We start from the raw sequence: 16,513 nt of genomic DNA on the forward strand, positions 1-16,513 counted from the left end.
TGGTCGGACCTGTCGACGACGGACCTGTCGACGACGGAACGGCCGCCGGGGAGACGGCCGGCGGGCCCGGGGCGCGTACCACTCGGTGCGCGCCCCGGCCCGTTCTCCTACGGCCTTACGGCCTTACGGCCTCACGGCGTTGCGGCCCTGAGGCATCGCGGCGCCACGGCCTCACGGCGTCGGGGCGCTACGGCCAGAGCAGGGTGCGGGACCACTCCGGTGTCCGCACCGGCCCGGTCCGCGTGTAGCGGAGGCGGACGTGGTGGCGCTCCGCGTGGCCCTGCCAGAACTCCACCTCGTGCGCCCAGAGCGTGTAGACCGTGTGCCCCGCGGCGACCGCGTCCGGGGTGGCCTCCAGCCGGCGACGGGCGACCGCCACCGCCTCCTCGTACTCGGCCGGCGAGGCCAGCGGCTCGCTCTGGCGACCGACCAGCGCGCCGATCCGGGCGGCCGGGGACCGCGTCGCGAACTCGGCTGCCGCGACCTGGTCGGCAGCCCGCTCGACGGTGCCGCGGACCCGCACCTGGCGGCCCAGCTGCGGCCAGTAGACGGTGATCGCGGCGGCCGGGTGGTCGCCGAGCTGGCGGCCCTTCGGGCTGTCCGCGGCGGCGGAGAAGACCCAGCCGGTGCCGGCGGCGTCGATGTCGCGCAGCACCAGGACCCGGGCGTCCGGCATGCCGTCGGCGTCCACGGTGGAGAGCGTGACCACCTGCGGATCCAGCACCCCCGCGTCGAGCGCGGTCGCGAGCCAGTCGACGAACAGCGGGCCGGGCTCGGCCGGGGCCGCCTCGGCGTCGAAGGTCGGCAGCGGGCGGGTCATCGGCGGACGGCCGAGCAGCAGCTCGGGCACGGACCTGGGCTCGGGCCGGTGTTCCGTCCCCGGCGCCCCGGCCGGGCCCTGGACCGGCTGCGAGGCCGGCTGCGAGGCCGCCTCCGGGGCAGGCTGCGGGTTCTGCCCGCGGCCCGACTCCGGGCCCGGTACCGGCCTGGTCCCGCCCGGACCGGTCAGGCCCTCCTCCTCCGCTGCCATCGCGCCCTTCCTTCCGGTTGCCGCTGCCGCAGTCCCGCAACGGGCGGGCCACCGGGGCCCGGGCGCGCGGGGTGCGCTGTCGGAGCGCAACCGTACCGCCGCACGGTGACGAACCCGGGCGCGGGCCCTGGAATGAGGGCTCCCTCCGGGACACCGTCCCGGGCACAGGGGGCGGGCCGAGTGCTCGACGCACCGGTCCGGACGCGCCCGTGGGCGGCACCGACGTGCGGTGCCGCCCACAGGACCGGTTCGCGGTGACCCTTTCCGCTACCCGGCTACGCATCTCGCGATCTTTTCCGACCGCTTCGCTTCGATTCACTTCACTGTCTGCCTCGAACCCCGCCGCGGATGCTCAGCTCACCCACGACCACCCACCTCCGGCGCCCCCGCCGGCGATGGTTCACGGTCCATCGGCGCTCAGTTGAAGATCGGGGCGAAGACGACGTTGAAGTTCTTGTTGGACTGGCCGGCCAGGATGGCCCCCGAGTTGTCCTTCACCGCGAGGGTGTTGGCCTGGTTCGAGGCCCCGGCCCCGGTGGCCGTCTGCTGGTTCGAAACGTAGTTGCCGTCGACCGAGCCGAAGATGTTGCCGGTCCCGATGTTGGACACCACCCCGCTGTTGGACCCGTCGTTGGCGAGCGCGCCGTTGTCGGCGGCGGCGGCACCGGCCCCGGCGAGGAGCAGTCCCGCCGCGAGCGGGGCCGCCACCAGAAGACCGGCCACCTTGCGGGTACGGATGCGAGCCATGAGAGCCTCCAAGAAACGGTAAATCGTGCAATGTGTGCGGGAGTTCGCCGGCCAGACGAACACCTGCGGGCTGCGACGCCGAGGGAAAGACTTCCGCAACAAATCGACAAAGCACTACCTCCCGGCAGGCTTTTCGCCCTTTAGCGTGATATCCAGCAGCCCGGTGCATAACCCGGGCCCAAACGGAAAGCGCGCCGACACACCGCCACCGACCTGCCGCATCGCCCGAACGGTCGGACACGATCGAAGCTCCAGGGGCGGCACGAAGGGCAGCACACGGAGAACCCGGCGCACAACCCTGGCGCGGAACATCCCTGAACGCGCCCCCTGAAAGTTCGGTCGCGCTACCGTGTCGACATAGTGAGCCATTCTGCGACAGTCTGACAATCCGGTGATTCACCGATCGGCCGGGAATCCGATCAGATCGCTTTACCGGGGTTGAGAATGCCCAACGGGTCGAAGACCGCCTTCAGCTGCCGCTGCAGCTCCCACGCCACCGGACCGAGCTCCCGCGCCAGCCACTCGCGCTTGAGCAGCCCGACCCCGTGCTCCCCGGTGATCGTGCCGCCCAGCTCCAGCCCGAGCGCCATGATCTCGTCGAAGGACCGCTGCGCCCGCGCCGTCTGCTCGGCGTCCGCCGCGTCGAAGATGACGATCGGATGGGTGTTCCCGTCCCCCGCGTGGCTCACCACCCCGATGGTCAGCCCGTGCCGCTCGGCGATCACCGCGACGCCGGCCAGCATCTCGGCCAACCGTGAACGCGGCACCGCTACGTCGTCGATCATCGTGGTGCCCAGCCGGTCCAGGGCGGGCAGCGCAAGGCGGCGGGCCTCCAGCAGCATCTCCGACTCCGCCTGGTCGTCGGCGGGCACCACCTCGGTCGCCCCCGCGGCCCGGCAGAGATCCCCCACGGCGGCCAGGCGGTCCACCCGGTCCGGACCGTCGAAGGCCACCAGCAGCAGCGCCCGGGTCGACTCCGGAAGTCCCATCTGCCCCAGCTCGTTGACCGCCCGGACCGACACCGCGTCCATCAGCTCCATCAGCGACGGCGTGAAACCGCGCGCCATCACCTCGCAGACCGCGTCGCACGCCGCGGCCGCGCTCGGGAACTCCGCCGCCAACGCCAACTGCGGCTCGGGCGCCGGTCGCAGCGCCACCACCGCCCGGACCACCACGCCCAGCGTGCCCTCCGAGCCGACCAGCAGCCGGGTCAGGTCGTAGCCGGCGACGCCCTTGGCCGTCCGGCGCCCCGTGGTCAGCAACCGCCCGTCCGCCAGCACCACGTCGAGCCCGAGCACGTACTCGCTCGTCACGCCGTACTTCACGCAGCACAGCCCGCCCGCGCCGGTGCCGATGTTGCCGCCGATCGTGCAGGACTCCCAGCTCGACGGGTCGGGCGGATAGGCGAGCCCCGACTCGGCCGCCGCCCGGGAGAGCTCGGCGTTCACCACACCGGGCTCGACCACCGCAATCCGGTTCACGGGATCGAGCTCCAGGATCCGGTTCATCCTCACCATCGACAGCACGATGCAGCCGTCCACGGCGTTGGCCGCACCGGAGAGCCCCGTCCGCGCCCCCTGCGGGACCACCGGGACACGAAGGGCCGTGGCGGTCCGCATGACGTGCTGCACCTGCTCGACCGTCTCCGGGAAGACCACCACGGCCGGGACACCGGCCTCGCAGAACCCCGCCATGTCGCGGCTGTAGGCGGCCGTCACATCCGGGTCCACCGCCAGCGCTCCGGGAGGGAGACCCTCTGCCAGCCGGTCCGTCAGATCACTCATCGCCGCCTCCGCCCGCGCGGCCCGGGCCTGCCGCACCGGTGCCGCCGCTGTGTCGCTCCGTCAACGTGCCGGCGCCCCGGTCTCCCTCGCCGCCGTCGTGCTGGTGCCGTGCGGGGCAGGGGCAGCACCACGGGCCACCGCTCCGGACCGGCCCTCCGACCGCGTCCGGCTCTCGCACTCTGCCCGGCGCCCGGCCACCCGGCAAGTACGCAGCTCCGCGCCCCACCCGCACGCACCCAAGCACCCAAGCACCCAGGCTCCCAAGCGCCCGGCTACCGGCTACCGGCTACCGCTCAGGACGGCCGGACGGCCGCAGCGCCCTGGAGCCCAGTGCGGCGAGCCCTGCCGCGGCGGTGGCCGACGCACAGAGCACCGTCGGCACCCGGGCGCCGGCCGCGTCGGCGAGCAGGCCGAGAAGGCCGGTCGAGACCACCAGCGCCGCGCTCTGCACGAGCGTCAGCAGTGCCTGCACCCTGGACAGGTGGCCGACCGGCGCGGCGGCCAGGACGAGCGGGCCGAGCCGGCCGGCGAACAGTCCCGACCCCACCCCCGTCACCACCCCGCCCAGCACGGCCACCCCGGGGTCCGGCGCCCAGGCCAGCACCGCGACGCCCAGGGCCGCCGCACCGAGCCCGACCCCCGCCACGGCCCCCGGCCCGCCCCCGGACCTCACCCCGGACCGCGCCCCGGACGCGGCCCTCCCCGACCTCCGACGCGAACCGCCCCGGCCCCGACCGCCGCGCAGCGAGAGCAGGACCGCCACGGCGAGCACGCCCGCGCCCTGCCCGCCCGTGACCAGGCCGGCCGCACCGGCACCCCACCCGTGCTCCCGCGCCAGCAGCGGCACGAGCAGCGAGCCCACCGGCAACAGGACCCCCGCCGCCGCCCCGGCGAGCAGCAGCGCCGCCCGCAGCAGCCGGTCCCCCGCCGCCGACCGCACCCCTGCGGCCGCCTCACGCAGCAGCCCGGGAACGACGACGGCCGCCTCCGCCCCACGCTCCCCCGCCCCGCCCTTCGCCGGGGCCGTCTCCGGGGTCGCCGGAGCCAGCTCCGCGTCCCCCCTGACCCGCACCCGCAGCAGCACCAGCAGGAGGACCGCGAAGCTCACCGCGTCCGCCAGCGCCGCCACCGGCAGCCCACCCACCGCGACCAACGCCCCGCCGATCGGCGCCCCGAGCAACGCTGCCATCTGACAAACGGCCTGACGCAACGCCAGAGCGCGGGGCAGTTGCCCCGGCTCCACCAGCCGGCGCGGCATCGACCCGCTCGCCGGAAGGTAGAACGCGTCGACCACCCCGACCACCACGGCCGCCACGACCAGCAGCCGGAGCGGTGTGCCCCGGCCGCCCGCCGCCACGGCCAGGGTGAGCGTCGCGGCCAGCATCACCGCGTCCCCGGTGAGCATCACCCGGCGTGCGCCCCACCGGTCGGCGACCGCACCGCCCAGCAGGACCAGGACCGTGCGCGACACGGTGATCGCCGTGAGCACCAGGCCGGCCGCGCCGCCGCCGTGCGCGGCCGCGGCCCAGCCCAGGGCGAAGTACAGGGCGGCGTCGCCCAACGCCCCGACCTGGGTACCGGCCAGCCAGATCAGGTAGGACCCCGGCAGGCCCGGACGGCTCGTGTCGGCGGATCCACCCCGGTCGGCGGATCCGCTCGGGCTACCCGGGCTGCCGGCTCCGTCGGGCGCGGTCGCACCGGTGATCGTCATGCCGGCCGACGCTAGGACCCTCGACCGGCTTGAGGGCAAGCTCCGACCGGTGCGGCGCCTACGCCCGGCCCACCGGCTCCTGGAGCTCGGTCACCCAACCGGCCGGGTCGTCCGGGCACTCCAGGTAGAGCTCCCGCGCGTACCCGGCCGAGCGGTACCCGTTCTCGTCGATGAACCGCGCCAGCGCCTGGAAGGAACCCAGCGTGTCGTCCATCGAACCGCGGTGCACCACGGTCACCGCTTCCTCGATCTCCGGCAGGTCGACCACCGCGAAGCCGTGCTCCCCACCCGGCTCCACCGTGGCCCCGACCGGCACGGCCACCCGTACCAGCACCGCCGCCCCGTCCCCGTCCGGGAGGTCCTCGTAGCAGGCGACGGACGGTCCCGTCTCCGCCACTCCGGCCGCCGCCAGCCTGCCGCAGAGCTCCGCGAACAGCGGCCCGACCACCGGCCCGACGTCCTCCGGCTCGTAGCTCGCAGCGACCGCCGTCAACTCGGCCACCCGCACCGACGGCACGCGCTTCACCACGACATCGTGCGTGGACATGGTCCCCTCGCTCTCGATCGTCCGGAGCCTCGCCTCGACCCGGGTCAGCCGCTCCGCGTCCGCCGCCATCGCTGCGGCGAGCTCGGCCCGCCGCAGCCGCAGCATCCCGCGCAGCTCGGCCGCGCCCACCTCCTCGTCCAGGACGGCCCGCACCTGCTGCAGCGTGAAGCCGAGGTCCTTGAGGGCGATGACGCGGTTGAGCCGGGCGAGTTGGGCCGCCTCGTAACAGCGGTAGCCACTGACCGGGTCGACCCGGGCCGGGCGTAGCAGCCCGATCGCGTCGTAGTGGCGCAGCATGCGGATCGACACCCGGCCGTGCTTGGCGAAGTCTCCGATGTTGAACATGATGCCTCCAGTGCAGACCCTCACACCGTGTCATGGTCAAGCAGCGGGACTCCGCCCTCCCTGCACTCCTCCCCGCCTTCCTCCCCGTACTCCTCCCGGTCGCCCTCTCGCCGTCGTCGTGCCCGGACCGTCCCCGCCGCTCAGTCCGTGACGTCGAACCCCCGCCGGTCCCCCAGTGCCTGCAGGCTCCGCTGCCCGGGGATCCCGTTCGCGTCGCCGCCCGAGTAGCCGAGGCTGCGCTGGAACGCCGCGTACGCCTGCACCGACCGGGTGCCGAGCGAGCCGTCCACCCAGCGCTGCTCCAGGAACCCCTCGTCGGCCAGCGCCTGTTCGACGATCCGGACCTCGCCGCCGTACGTCTGATGGCCCTGCTCGGCCCCCGGATCGGTACGCGCCGCCGCCACGACGTGGGCCAGCGAGACGCGCCGCGGCGAGGGCAGCCGGCCGAGCAGCCTGCGCAGTGACCCCTCGCCCGGGACCCCGTCCGCGTCGGGCCCCGACAGGCCCAGACTGTGCTGGAAATCCTGGTAGTTGAGGGTGTCGGCGTCCCGCCAGTCCTGGTCCGGCCCGGACTGGTAGTGCCGTCCGAAGCCCTGCCGGACCAGCGCCTGGCCCACCTCCAGGACGTGCGGCCCGTGCGCCCCGTAGCCGTACTCCAGGCCGTTGAGGGTCACCCGGTACCGGGCCGGGCCGGTGGAATCGGCCCGCGGCGGGGGCACCGGCGCCCCGCCGCCCGCCTCCGCCACGATGCCGGGCAGCACGACCTCGCGGAACTGCCGGGCCCGAACCTCCCCCGGGCAGGCCGTCCCACCGTCCGACCACTCCGGGAACATCCGGTGCACCCCGAACCCGGCGGCGTCCGAGGACGGGCAGGCCCGTAGCGGGATGTCGTGCCGCTGGTGCAGCCATACGCCGAGCGCGATCAGCGCCCTCACCTGCGCGTCCGTCCACGGGTCGGTGCTCCGGTCGTCACTCGCCGACTCGATGCTCACCGCCCCGGTGCCGTCGGCCCGGCGGTTGGCGCGCATGTTGGCGTCGGCGCGGGTCTCGGTGCCGACGAACTGACCGACCGAGCCGTCGTACCCCACCCCGAAGTGCGACTCCAGGTTGGTCGAGTCCCGCCAGTACTCGTACATCCGCCGCGGCGTCCACGGCGCCGCCACACTGTGGAAGATCACCTGCGTCGGCGTGATCGCCGCCTGCTCGTCCGACTCGGGCTGGAGCTCCATCTTCTCCGCACCGGGGTACCAGGCCATCCGTCTCTCCTCGCCAGGCCCAGGGCAGTCCGCCCCTTGCATCCGGCTAAACGAGACGCACACCCCCACACGAGGACACCTCGGCCCCAAACCCCCCGTTCAGGTGAAACCGGGACAACTCTGCTCCCCCGGGCCCCACCTCCCCCCACCCCCGAGAACACCGAAGGCGGGTGCCGGAAGCTTCCGGCACCCGCCTTGAGCAGGTGGTTTTCTCCAACCAGCGGAGAGCGTGGGATTCGAACCCACGGTACGGGGTCACCGCACGACAGTTTTCAAGACTGTTCCCTTAGGCCGCTCGGGCAGCTCTCCAGGCGGAGGTCAGCCTAACGGGTCCGGCGGGCTTCGGTGCACCGGGTTTCGGGGCGGGGTGGGGTCAGTTGTCGCCGACGCGCTCGGCGAGGGTGACCTTGGTGTTCAGGGTCTGGCCGTTGCGGGTGTACTCGACGTCGACGGTCTCGCCGGGCTTGTGCGTCCAGATCTTGCTGACCAGGGCGGGACCGTTCTCGATCGGGCTGCCGCCGAGCTTGGTGATGACGTCGCCCGGCTTGAGGCCGGCCTTGTCGGCGGCGCCGCCGGGGGTGACGGCCGGGGTGCCCTGGATGTCGCGGGTCTGGATCTGGGCGCCGTCGCCCTTGTAGTCGTCGTTGCGCAGGACGTCGAGCTTCGCGTACACCGGCTTGCCGGTCTTGATCAGGGTCTCGGCGACCCACTTGGCCTGGTTGACCGGGATCGCGAAGCCCAGGCCGATGGAGCCGGCCCGGCCGTTGCTGGAGGCGTTGGACTGGATCGCCGAGTTGATGCCGATCACCGCGCCGCCGGAGTCGAGCAGCGGACCGCCGGAGTTGCCGGGGTTGATGGAGGCGTCGGTCTGCAGGGCGTTCATGTAGGAGGACTGGGCGCCGGTCTCGTCGCCGGAGGCGACCGGGCGGTCCTTGGCGCTGATGATGCCGGTGGTGACCGTGGACTCCAGGCCGTACGGGGCGCCGATGGCGATGGTGGAGTCGCCGACGTTGACCTTGTCGGAGTCGGCCAGCGGAAGCGGCGTCAGCTTGCCCTTGGGCGGGCTGTCGAGCTTGATGACGGCGACGTCGTAGCCCTCGGCGCGGCCGAGCACGGACGCGTTGTAGGACGAGCCGTCGGCGAACTTGACGGTCAGTTTGCCGCCGCTGGACGCGGGCGCGACCACGTGGTTGTTGGTGAGGATGTGGCCCTCGGTGTCGAAGACGAAGCCGGTGCCGGTGCCCGACTCGCCGTTGCCCTGCGCCTTGATGGTGACGACGCTGGGCAGCGCCTTCTGCGCGATGCCGGCCACCGAACCCGGGGCGGCCTCGTTCTTCTGGGAGTTGTTGGCTTGGACGGTGGTGCTGGTGCGGTCGGCTGCGGCGCTGACGCCCTTGTCGTCACGGTCCGCGACGACGACGCCGACCGCGCCGCCGGCGATGCCCGCGACCAGGGCGACGGCCGCGACCAGGGCGATCAGGCCGCCGCGCTTCTTGCGCGGGCCGCCGGGCGTGGGGGCGCCGGGGTACTCGGACGGGTAGCCGAGCGGGCCGCCGGGGCCACCGGGCGCGCCCGGGCCGCCCGGGGTGATGTCGTGCGCGGCCCAGCCGCCGAGCGGCTGGCCGGCGCCGAACGGGTGGTGCTGGCCGGTCGCGCCGTGGCCCTGCGGCGCGGCCGGGGCGCCGTACGGGTCGTGGGCGGCGAGGGCGGCCGGCGGGACCGGCGTGCCGGGAGCCGGCGTGGCGTACGGGTTGCCGACCGGCGCGGCCGGTGCCACCGGGGCGGCCGGCGCGGGCGGCAGGACCGGCGGCGGGGCGTCGAGGTACCCCGCGTCGGCGGCCGGCGCCGGGGCGGCGGGCGCCGGCTCCGGGGCGCTGACCTTGCTGAACGCCAGCGTGGGCGTGAACCCGCCGTTGCCGCCGTTGCCGCCGTCGGCGGCCGGAGCGGCCTGATCGGACGGGGACCGTTCGGCAGCGGGCGTCGCTACGGGGGAGGGGACGGCCGCAGACTGCTGCGCCGGACCGTCAGGACCGGGAACCACCACCCCCTGGCCGCCGGAGGGCTGCTCCCCCTGCGGCCCGGTGGACCCAACCTCGCGCTCGGTGCTCACGGACGACCTCCATAGCTGACAGGACCAACAACCATAGTTTTTCGCACACTCGATTCGATTGCCGTAAGGAGGCTTCTGAAGAAGTCATAAGAATCCTTAGGCCGGCCAGACAAACCCCGGAACATCCGGCCCCGCGGGCCCCCTGCGCGCCGGCTCCGCGCCCGGGCCACAGCCCCTTCGTACCCCCACCGCACTCCCGCCACGTTCCTGCCGCACCCCCGCCGCGCCCCTGCCGCACTCCGTCGGCCCCGGCCCCCGGGCCCCCTGGCCTTGGCGTTCTCCGCCGTGCCGGTTAGCCTGTCGCTCACAACTGACACGCGGGAGCTTGGACCCACCAGGCTGAGAGTGCGCCGGTCGACCGTACGCCACGGAATCCGCGGGCGGGCGTCGAGGGGGCGCAGACCGCCGGAACCTGTCCGGGTAATGCCGGCGTAGGGAGTATCGGCCATGCCGCCTGCTTCGCCATCCTCGTCCTCGGGTACGCCCGCGTCCAAGGGTCTGCCCCCCTCCGGGGACGCCGGGGGCACCGTCCCCGGTTCCCGGGCGGCCGATTCCGGCCGTCCCGCCGGTCCCGCCGGTGCCGCCGTCCTGGACCGCCCCGCGGCACCGGCCGGAGCCCGTGTGGAGGCGCCGCTGGTGCTGGACACCGAGCCGCCGCGCACGCTCCGCTTCCGCGACCACTTCGCGCTCTGGATGAACCTCGGCGTCTCGCTCATCGGCTTCACCACCGCCGCCACCGTGCTCGGGGCGCCGGGCAGCGAGCTGTCGCTGGCCGCCGCCGTGACGGCGATCGTGGCCGGCACCGTGGTCGGCACCGCGATGCTCGGGGTGGCCGCGTTGATCGGCGCCCGCACCGGCGCGCCCGCCATGGCGAACCTGCGCGGGCTGTTCGGGACCCGGCTCTCGTACGTGCCGACGGTGCTCAACATCGTCCAGTGCATCGGCTGGGGCGTGTACGAGCTGCTGGTGATCGCGATGGGCGCGCAGACCGTCGTCGGTACCGGCGGCTACCGCTGGGTGTTCGTCGTGCTGGCCGGTGCCGTCACCACCGCGCTGACCATCTGGCCGCTCGGCGCGATCGCGGTGCTGCGCCGCTTCGTCGCCGCGGCGGTGGCGGTCGCGATGGTGTACTTCACCGTCCAGCTGGGCCGCAACGGCGTGTCCGACCCGGGCGCGGGCAACTGGCACGGCTTCCTGAAGGCGACCGACGCGATGATCGCGGTGTCGATCTCCTTCGTACCGCTGGCCGCCGACTACACCCGGCACTCGCGCACCCCGCGCTCGGCGTTCTGGGGCAGCTTCTCCGGCTACACCGTGGCGCAGGTCTGGTGCTACGTGCTCGGTCTGTTCGCGCTGCTCCAGGCGGACGGGGACGCCACCCGGATCTTCGACTCCTTCCTCGGCGTCTGGGCCGGCTGGCTGTTCCTGCTGGTGCTGGTGCTCCGCGAGACCGACCAGTCGTTCGCCAACGTGTACTCGACCGCGATGTCGATCCACAACCTGCTGCCGAAGGTCGACCGCCGGGTGCTGACCGGGGGCACCGGGGTGCTCATCACCGTGCTGGCCCTGCAGATCACCGAGTTCACCGACTCGTACTACGCCTTCCTGGGCCTGATCGGCTCGATCTTCGTGCCGATGTTCGCGGTGCTCGTGGTCGACTACTTCCTCGGGGCCGGCCGGCGCGGCTGGAACCTCTCCGCCGACGCGCCGTCCCGCTGGCTGATGCTGCTGCCGTGGGCCCTCGGCTTCGCCACCTACCAGCTGATCGCACCGACCGCGATCGCCAGCTGGTGGACCGACTTCTGGACCTCTGTCCAGGAGGCGCTGCACTTCACCCCGCAGGAGTGGACCTCGGCCTCGCTGCTCGGCTTCCTGGTGCCGGCCCTGGTCACCTGGGCGCTCACCCCGCTCTCCCGGAGCAGCGCCCCGGGCACGACGGGCGGCGCGGGCGCCCCCGGCACCGTCGAGCGCTGACCCGCACCGTCGGGCGCTGACCCGCGCCGGGGCTCGCGCACCCGGAACGGCGCGCTCGCCCGCGCTCACCTCCACACCCGAAGACGGCCCCGCAGGTTGGGGCCGTCTTCGCTTTCGTGTCACTTCCGCGGCCTATCGTGGACGGTGTGACCAGCCCAGACCTCTCGCCCGCGACGGCGCGCACCGCGCCGCCCGTCCAGGTGATCGCCCACCGCGGTTCCTCGCACGCCCTGCCCGAGCACACGCTCGCCGCCTACCGCCGGGCGCTCTCCGAGGGCGCGGACGCGCTCGAGTGCGACGTCCGGGTGACCGCCGACGGGCAGCTGGTCTGCGTGCACGACCGCCGGATCGGCCGGGTCTCGGACGGCCGGGGCACCGTCTCCGCGATGACGCTGGCCGAGCTGGAGGCGCACGACTTCGGCGCGTGGAAGACCGGCCGCCCCAGCGACGACCCGGAGCTGCGCGGCGTGCTGCGGCTGGAGAGCCTGCTGGAGCTGGTGACCGACTGCGGGCGCCCGGTGGACCTCGCGATCGAGACCAAGCACCCGGTCCGGTTCCGCGGCCGGGTGGAGTCCGAGCTGCTGCGGACGCTGGACCGCTTCGGAATCGGCGGCGCCGGGGAGAACGGCCGGTCCCGGGCCCGGATCATGAGCTTCTCCTCGTTGGCGCTGGCCCGGGTGGGCGCGGCCGCACCGGAGTACCCGCGGGTGTTCCTGTTCGAACGCGGCCTGGCACTGCGCGGACGGCTGCGCCCGGGTGCGCCGCTGCCGGGCGGCGCGCGGATCGCCGGGCCGGGCATCGAACTGGTGCGGGCCCGGCCGGGGCTGGTGACCAGGCTGCGCGAGCTGGGCCACCAGGTACACGTCTGGACCGTGGACGAACCGGCCGACGTCGAGCTCTGCCTGGAACTCGGAGTGTCCGCGATCATCACCAACCGCCCGGCGGAGGTGCTGGCCCAGCTCGGTCGGTGACGCGCCCGACCGCCCGCGGAAATACCCGGCCCCACCCGACAGGACGGTGCGGTGAACCGTTCAACCACCTGGACCGGTTGATCGTCTTGGTAGGGGCTCAAACCTTCCGACAGCGATTTCTGACGCAATTACGGCACTTTCACGACGCAGCGTGAGCATCGAATCACCTGCCGCGTACCGTCCGTCGCCCGGCTTGAAATGTCCGTGCAGGATCGCCGTCCGGTCGTTTCCGACGTATTGCCAAGGGGCATCCATCCCTCGGCATACGCTGAAGGAGGTCCGGGGGTGGCGTTGATGGTGGCGCGTGAAGTGCCGACTTCATCGACCATGGCAGTGCCGCACGGCCCAGCGAGCGTCGGGGCCGCGCGGCGCCGGCTGCGTCGAGATCTGGGTGACCGGCAGATACCGGAACCGGTCATCGATGATGCTGTTCTGATCCTTTCGGAACTGCTGAGCAACGCGTGTCGTTACGCGCGACCGCTCGGCCCGCTGCCCGCCCTCGGGCGCGGCGCCCGGGCCGAGATCGTCGAGCCGCGACTGGTCGGCGTACCGTCCCGGACCGCCGGGTCGGGCGAGGACCGCTCCCCCGCACCGGGCGGCCCCGGCGGCGGCACCGGGCCCACCGGCGGAGCCGCCGGGCACGGCAACGTCGGGCACGCAGGCACGGGCGGCGGCGAGGAGGACGGCGGCGTCCTGGTCCGCTGGCAGATGCACGCCGACGGTGTGCTCACGCTGGAGGTCACCGACGGCGGGGCACAGACCCGTCCGTCGCCGGCCAGCCCCTCACTCACCTCGCACGGCGGCCGCGGGCTGGGCATCGTGGACCAGCTGGCCAGCGACTGGGGCGTGCGCGACGCGCCCGGCGAGGTGACGGTGTGGGCGGCCCTGCCCGCCCGGGCCCGCCATGCCAGGCGGACCGGCGGCACACCCTGCAGCGCCTGAGCTCCGTCCCGCGCGGCGGGTGAACACGGTCCCGCGCGGCGCCCGGACGCCGGGCACGGCCCCGGACCGGGCGGACGGGCGCCCCCGCACCCCGGCGTGCGCCCACGCGCCCGGAGAACGTCAGTAGGCTGCCCGGAGCACATCACCACCTCCCCGGGAGAGCCGCACCATGGGCAAGAAGGCCGCCAAGAAGGCGCCGCAGCGCAGCCAGTCCACCCCCGCCGTCACGGGCGAGATCCCCGTGGTCGGGGCCCGCGAGAACTGCCCCTGCGGTTCGGGCCGCCGCTACAAGGCCTGTCACGGCCGCGAGGCCTCGCACGCGGTGCAGGAGCTGGTGCACCGCCCGTTCGAGGGTCTGTCGGGCGAGGCCGACTGGGTGGCGCTGCGCGAGCTGGTACCGGCCGCGACCGTCCCGCTGACGCTCGCCGCCGGCGTGGCCGCCACCGCCAACGGCGAGGTGCCGTCGGTGACGCTGGCGACCGTCCTGCCGCTGGCCTGGCCGGCCCTGCGCCGCCAGGACGGTTCGATCCTGCTGGGCCTGCAGACCCAGTCGGGCTCCGGCGACCTGAGCCGTGACCTGGCCGACGCGCTGGAGCTGGCGCTCGCCGCCGATCCCGGCACCCCCGTGCCGTCCCGCCGGACCGTCCCGGGCGGCCCCCGGCTGCAGGACCTGCTCGACGCGGACGCCCCCTTCGAGCCCGCCGTGCACACCGGCTTCGAGTTCTGGCTGGAGGACGCCGAGACGGCCACCGGCGAGGTGGCCGCCTCCCTGGAGCGTGCCAACGCCTCGGCGATCCCGACCGAGAAGCTCGCCGGCGTCGACTCCGCCTACTGGTGCGGCACTCCGGACAAGAACCACCTGCGCTGGGTGATGACCGTGCCGGAGGAGCAGCTGCTGGACGCACTGGCCCGGCTGACCGCCGCCGACCGGTCCTCGCTCGGTCAGGACACCCGCCTGGTCGGCTCGTTCCGGGCGCACGGCCTGACCGTTCCGGTCTGGGACCTGCCGCTGTCGATGACCGCGGCCGACTGCGAGAAGCCTGCCGCCGAGTTCGCCGAGCGCCTCGCCGAGACGCTGGCCGACCCGTCCCCGCTGACCGCCGAGGAGCGGCGCGCCCGCGCCAACCTGGTGAACCGTCAGGTCACCCTGAACTAAAGGCGAACGGAAGGCGGACGGGGCGCGCGGAGATCCACGTGATACGCGTCACATTGTTCGCCGCGACCCGCAATTTCCGGGCTGCGAGGGCGTCTTGGAAATTGGCGCGGGCGCAGATCCTTGTTACTGTCTAAAGAGTCCGGTCGCTGGTGCATCCCCCGTCGCCAGCGGCCGGATCTTTTGTTTTTCCGGCCGGCCCACCCCGGAACGAGTGGGCCGTGCCCGATCAGTACGTGGGCCGACCGCTGTCCAGCTGGACCGCCGCCTCCACCAACTCGCCCAGCAGCGGCCCGACCTGGGGAAGCCAGACGCCACCGTCGGCGCCCTGACGCGGCGGCAGCACCCACCGCACCCGGTCGCCCGCACCGCCGCCCGGCGGCAGCGGCAGGAAGCCTCCGCTCCCGTGGTAGCGCAACGAGCCCGGCACCCAAGGGAGTTGGGCCAGCATTTCGCCGAGTGCGTCGAGCGAGTAGGGGGCGACCAGCATCGCGTACCGGCCCGGCATGGCCATCACCGGTCCGAGTGGCAGCCGGAGCGCGGCGAGGTAGGCGAGCGCGCGGGCCCCGGCCGCAGCCGGCAGGCTGACCGCCGAGACGGTCCGGCCGGTGGCGACCAGCGGCGGCGCGTCCGGACAGCGCTGCTCCCACCACCAACGCACCATCCGGGCATCGGTGGTGGCCGCGAGCAGCGGCGGGTCGTGCGGGTGGACGCCGGGTACGGGGCAGTCCGGGTCACCGCAGGAGCAGTGACCGCCGACGAGCTGCGTGCCGGGGACGACGGGCCAGCGGTACTCGGTGGCGGCCGTCAGGGCCGCAGCCAGCCGGGACGCCCGGGCCGCCGACCGGCTCCTCGGGTTGTCGCGCATGGGGTTGTCGCGCATTGGCACCCGTTCCTTTCCGTGACCGCTCGGTGGCTCCGGACCGCGGGCTCCGGACCGGGCCGCCGGCGCGCGTCCGGGAACGCCGCACCGGCCCGGAAGCGGGCGGCGGGCAGGGCGAACGGCAGGGCGATCGGCGGTGCGGGCGTGGAGCACGCAGTGGAGCAGGATGTGAAAGGGCCGCGGAATAGAACAGCCCTTGGAACGAGAATCCCGTATGCGACCGGATGGACGCCGCCCGGGCGCGGTTGGTTCCACCGTACGAGTGAGTCACTTCCCGCCGGCCCGGCCTGCGGACGGCGAAAGCATACGATCCGGACGGCCGCCGGAGCCGTCCTCACGGTTCTGCCCGCTTCTGGCTGCTCCATGCCCGGACGACGGGGCCGTCGCGCTCGGGCGACAGGGCGGTCACACCCCGTCGCGACCGGCCGCGAGCAGGCCGCCCACCGGGGATCGCTGCCGGTGGAAACCCGGTGGGAGCGCGGCGGGAACCCGGTCCGGGCCCGGCAGGGGCGCCGTCCGGACCTGGCGGAACGCGGAGGAGGACCCGCGGGAGAACCAGGGGGAACCGGCCGGAGCGCGGCGCCGACCGGGAGCGCCCCGGAGGTGACCGGCCGGCGCGCGCACAAACCGAACACGCCCCCGAGCCGGGTCCCCGGGAGCAGGACGAACAGGCCACCGGCCTTGTCATGGCTCTGGACATGCCCCGAATGGCCTGTGTAGAAGTGGTGGCATTGCTGTCGATCAATGACGAGTAGTAGCGAATCGAGGCGAAACGCGCCCTTTTGGCCGTGATCGCTCCAAACGGCCGTCCATGGGAGTTCCGCATGATCCGCGTGACACGTACCACCGCGTCAGGAGTGGCGGCATGACCGAGTCCCACCCAGCGTCGACCTCCTCCGAGCCCGCCGAGCCCGCCGGCGCCAGCGGCCTCTCCCTGCTCGACCCGCCCGGCTTCACCGGCCCGGTGCCCGGCACCGGGGGGCCGGGCGGACCCGGCGGACCCGGCGGCGCGGCCGACAGCGATCCCGCCGGCCCGGCCGGCGAGCGGACCGCGTCCGAC

General features: G+C 73.9%; 12 protein-coding genes, 1 tRNA gene, 1 pseudogene and 1 riboswitch. Of the genes and pseudogenes, 5 read left to right on the forward strand and 9 right to left on the reverse strand.

Annotated features, from left to right (window positions below):
* Window positions 1–187 precede the first annotated feature (187 nt).
* The 8 genes from ACFWOG_RS17800 to ACFWOG_RS17835 all read right to left on the reverse strand — a co-directional run bounded on the left by ACFWOG_RS17800 (window position 188) and on the right by ACFWOG_RS17835 (window position 9,530).
* Complete coding sequence (locus tag ACFWOG_RS17800) at window positions 188–1,030, reverse strand: pyridoxal 5'-phosphate synthase (protein ID WP_380359497.1); 843 nt, start codon at window positions 1,028–1,030, stop codon at window positions 188–190.
* A 417-nt stretch (window positions 1,031–1,447) separates the two neighbouring features.
* Window positions 1,448–1,777 carry a hypothetical protein gene (locus ACFWOG_RS17805; RefSeq protein ID WP_355402484.1) on the reverse strand — a complete coding sequence of 110 codons (330 nt, stop codon included), beginning with the start codon at window positions 1,775–1,777 and terminating at the stop codon, window positions 1,448–1,450.
* A 419-nt stretch (window positions 1,778–2,196) separates the two neighbouring features.
* Window positions 2,197–3,561: an FAD-binding oxidoreductase gene (locus ACFWOG_RS17810; RefSeq protein WP_380359500.1), complete on the reverse strand. Its 1,365-nt coding sequence runs from the start codon at window positions 3,559–3,561 to the stop codon at window positions 2,197–2,199.
* A gap of 286 nt (window positions 3,562–3,847) precedes the next feature.
* On the reverse strand, window positions 3,848–5,272 hold the full coding sequence (locus tag ACFWOG_RS17815; RefSeq protein WP_380359503.1) for an MFS transporter: 1,425 nt from the start codon (window positions 5,270–5,272) through the stop codon (window positions 3,848–3,850).
* A gap of 58 nt (window positions 5,273–5,330) precedes the next feature.
* Window positions 5,331–6,164: a MerR family transcriptional regulator gene (locus ACFWOG_RS17820; protein WP_380359506.1), complete on the reverse strand. Its 834-nt coding sequence runs from the start codon at window positions 6,162–6,164 to the stop codon at window positions 5,331–5,333.
* 140 nt (window positions 6,165–6,304) lie between these two features.
* Window positions 6,305–7,420 carry a peptidoglycan-binding protein gene (locus ACFWOG_RS17825; protein WP_329950280.1) on the reverse strand — a complete coding sequence of 372 codons (1,116 nt, stop codon included), beginning with the start codon at window positions 7,418–7,420 and terminating at the stop codon, window positions 6,305–6,307.
* A 221-nt stretch (window positions 7,421–7,641) separates the two neighbouring features.
* Window positions 7,642–7,729 (reverse strand) — tRNA-Ser (locus tag ACFWOG_RS17830).
* A gap of 64 nt (window positions 7,730–7,793) precedes the next feature.
* The gene (locus ACFWOG_RS17835; protein WP_380359508.1) at window positions 7,794–9,530 is read right to left on the reverse strand and encodes a trypsin-like peptidase domain-containing protein; all 1,737 of its coding nucleotides are present in this window, start codon (window positions 9,528–9,530) and stop codon (window positions 7,794–7,796) included.
* A gap of 307 nt (window positions 9,531–9,837) precedes the next feature.
* Window positions 9,838–9,985, forward strand: a riboswitch (TPP riboswitch).
* A gap of 166 nt (window positions 9,986–10,151) precedes the next feature.
* Here ACFWOG_RS17835 and ACFWOG_RS17840 point away from each other — a divergent pair.
* The 4 genes from ACFWOG_RS17840 (at window position 10,152) to ACFWOG_RS17855 (ending at window position 14,573) form a co-directional block, all read left to right on the forward strand.
* A complete protein-coding gene (locus tag ACFWOG_RS17840; protein ID WP_380359510.1) occupies window positions 10,152–11,504 on the forward strand; it encodes a purine-cytosine permease family protein in 1,353 nt (450 codons plus the stop codon).
* Window positions 11,505–11,650: 146 nt separating this feature from the next.
* Window positions 11,651–12,475: a glycerophosphodiester phosphodiesterase family protein gene (locus ACFWOG_RS17845; protein ID WP_329884910.1), complete on the forward strand. Its 825-nt coding sequence runs from the start codon at window positions 11,651–11,653 to the stop codon at window positions 12,473–12,475.
* 327 nt (window positions 12,476–12,802) lie between these two features.
* Window positions 12,803–13,417: an ATP-binding protein gene (locus ACFWOG_RS17850; RefSeq protein WP_380359511.1), complete on the forward strand. Its 615-nt coding sequence runs from the start codon at window positions 12,803–12,805 to the stop codon at window positions 13,415–13,417.
* A 169-nt stretch (window positions 13,418–13,586) separates the two neighbouring features.
* Window positions 13,587–14,573: a DUF5926 family protein gene (locus ACFWOG_RS17855; RefSeq protein WP_380359512.1), complete on the forward strand. Its 987-nt coding sequence runs from the start codon at window positions 13,587–13,589 to the stop codon at window positions 14,571–14,573.
* 226 nt (window positions 14,574–14,799) lie between these two features.
* Here the strand turns inward: ACFWOG_RS17855 and ACFWOG_RS17860 are convergent, their stop codons facing one another.
* Window positions 14,800–15,453, reverse strand: coding sequence for a bifunctional DNA primase/polymerase (locus ACFWOG_RS17860; RefSeq protein WP_329884907.1), 654 nt, complete (start codon window positions 15,451–15,453; stop codon window positions 14,800–14,802).
* Between the two features lie 865 nt (window positions 15,454–16,318).
* Here ACFWOG_RS17860 and ACFWOG_RS17865 point away from each other — a divergent pair.
* Window positions 16,319–16,513, forward strand: a pseudogene (locus ACFWOG_RS17865) (hypothetical protein); the annotation flags it as partial.

The sequence above is a fragment of the Kitasatospora sp. NPDC058406 genome, from assembly GCF_042722765.1.
Classification (GTDB): domain Bacteria; phylum Actinomycetota; class Actinomycetes; order Streptomycetales; family Streptomycetaceae; genus Kitasatospora.

Excerpts from the sequence above, each read along its gene's own strand:
- ACFWOG_RS17800 (WP_380359497.1), bottom strand. The coding sequence starts at position 1,030 with ATGGCAGCGGAGGAGGAGGGCCTGACCGGTCCGGGCGGGACCAGGCCG.
- ACFWOG_RS17805 (WP_355402484.1), bottom strand. The coding sequence starts at position 1,777 with ATGGCTCGCATCCGTACCCGCAAGGTGGCCGGTCTTCTGGTGGCGGCC.
- ACFWOG_RS17810 (WP_380359500.1), bottom strand. The coding sequence starts at position 3,561 with ATGAGTGATCTGACGGACCGGCTGGCAGAGGGTCTCCCTCCCGGAGCG.
- ACFWOG_RS17815 (WP_380359503.1), bottom strand. The coding sequence starts at position 5,272 with ATGACGATCACCGGTGCGACCGCGCCCGACGGAGCCGGCAGCCCGGGT.
- ACFWOG_RS17820 (WP_380359506.1), bottom strand. The coding sequence starts at position 6,164 with ATGTTCAACATCGGAGACTTCGCCAAGCACGGCCGGGTGTCGATCCGC.
- ACFWOG_RS17825 (WP_329950280.1), bottom strand. The coding sequence starts at position 7,420 with ATGGCCTGGTACCCCGGTGCGGAGAAGATGGAGCTCCAGCCCGAGTCG.
- ACFWOG_RS17850 (WP_380359511.1), top strand. The coding sequence starts at position 12,803 with ATGGCAGTGCCGCACGGCCCAGCGAGCGTCGGGGCCGCGCGGCGCCGG.
- ACFWOG_RS17855 (WP_380359512.1), top strand. The coding sequence starts at position 13,587 with ATGGGCAAGAAGGCCGCCAAGAAGGCGCCGCAGCGCAGCCAGTCCACC.
- ACFWOG_RS17860 (WP_329884907.1), bottom strand. The coding sequence starts at position 15,453 with ATGCGCGACAACCCCATGCGCGACAACCCGAGGAGCCGGTCGGCGGCC.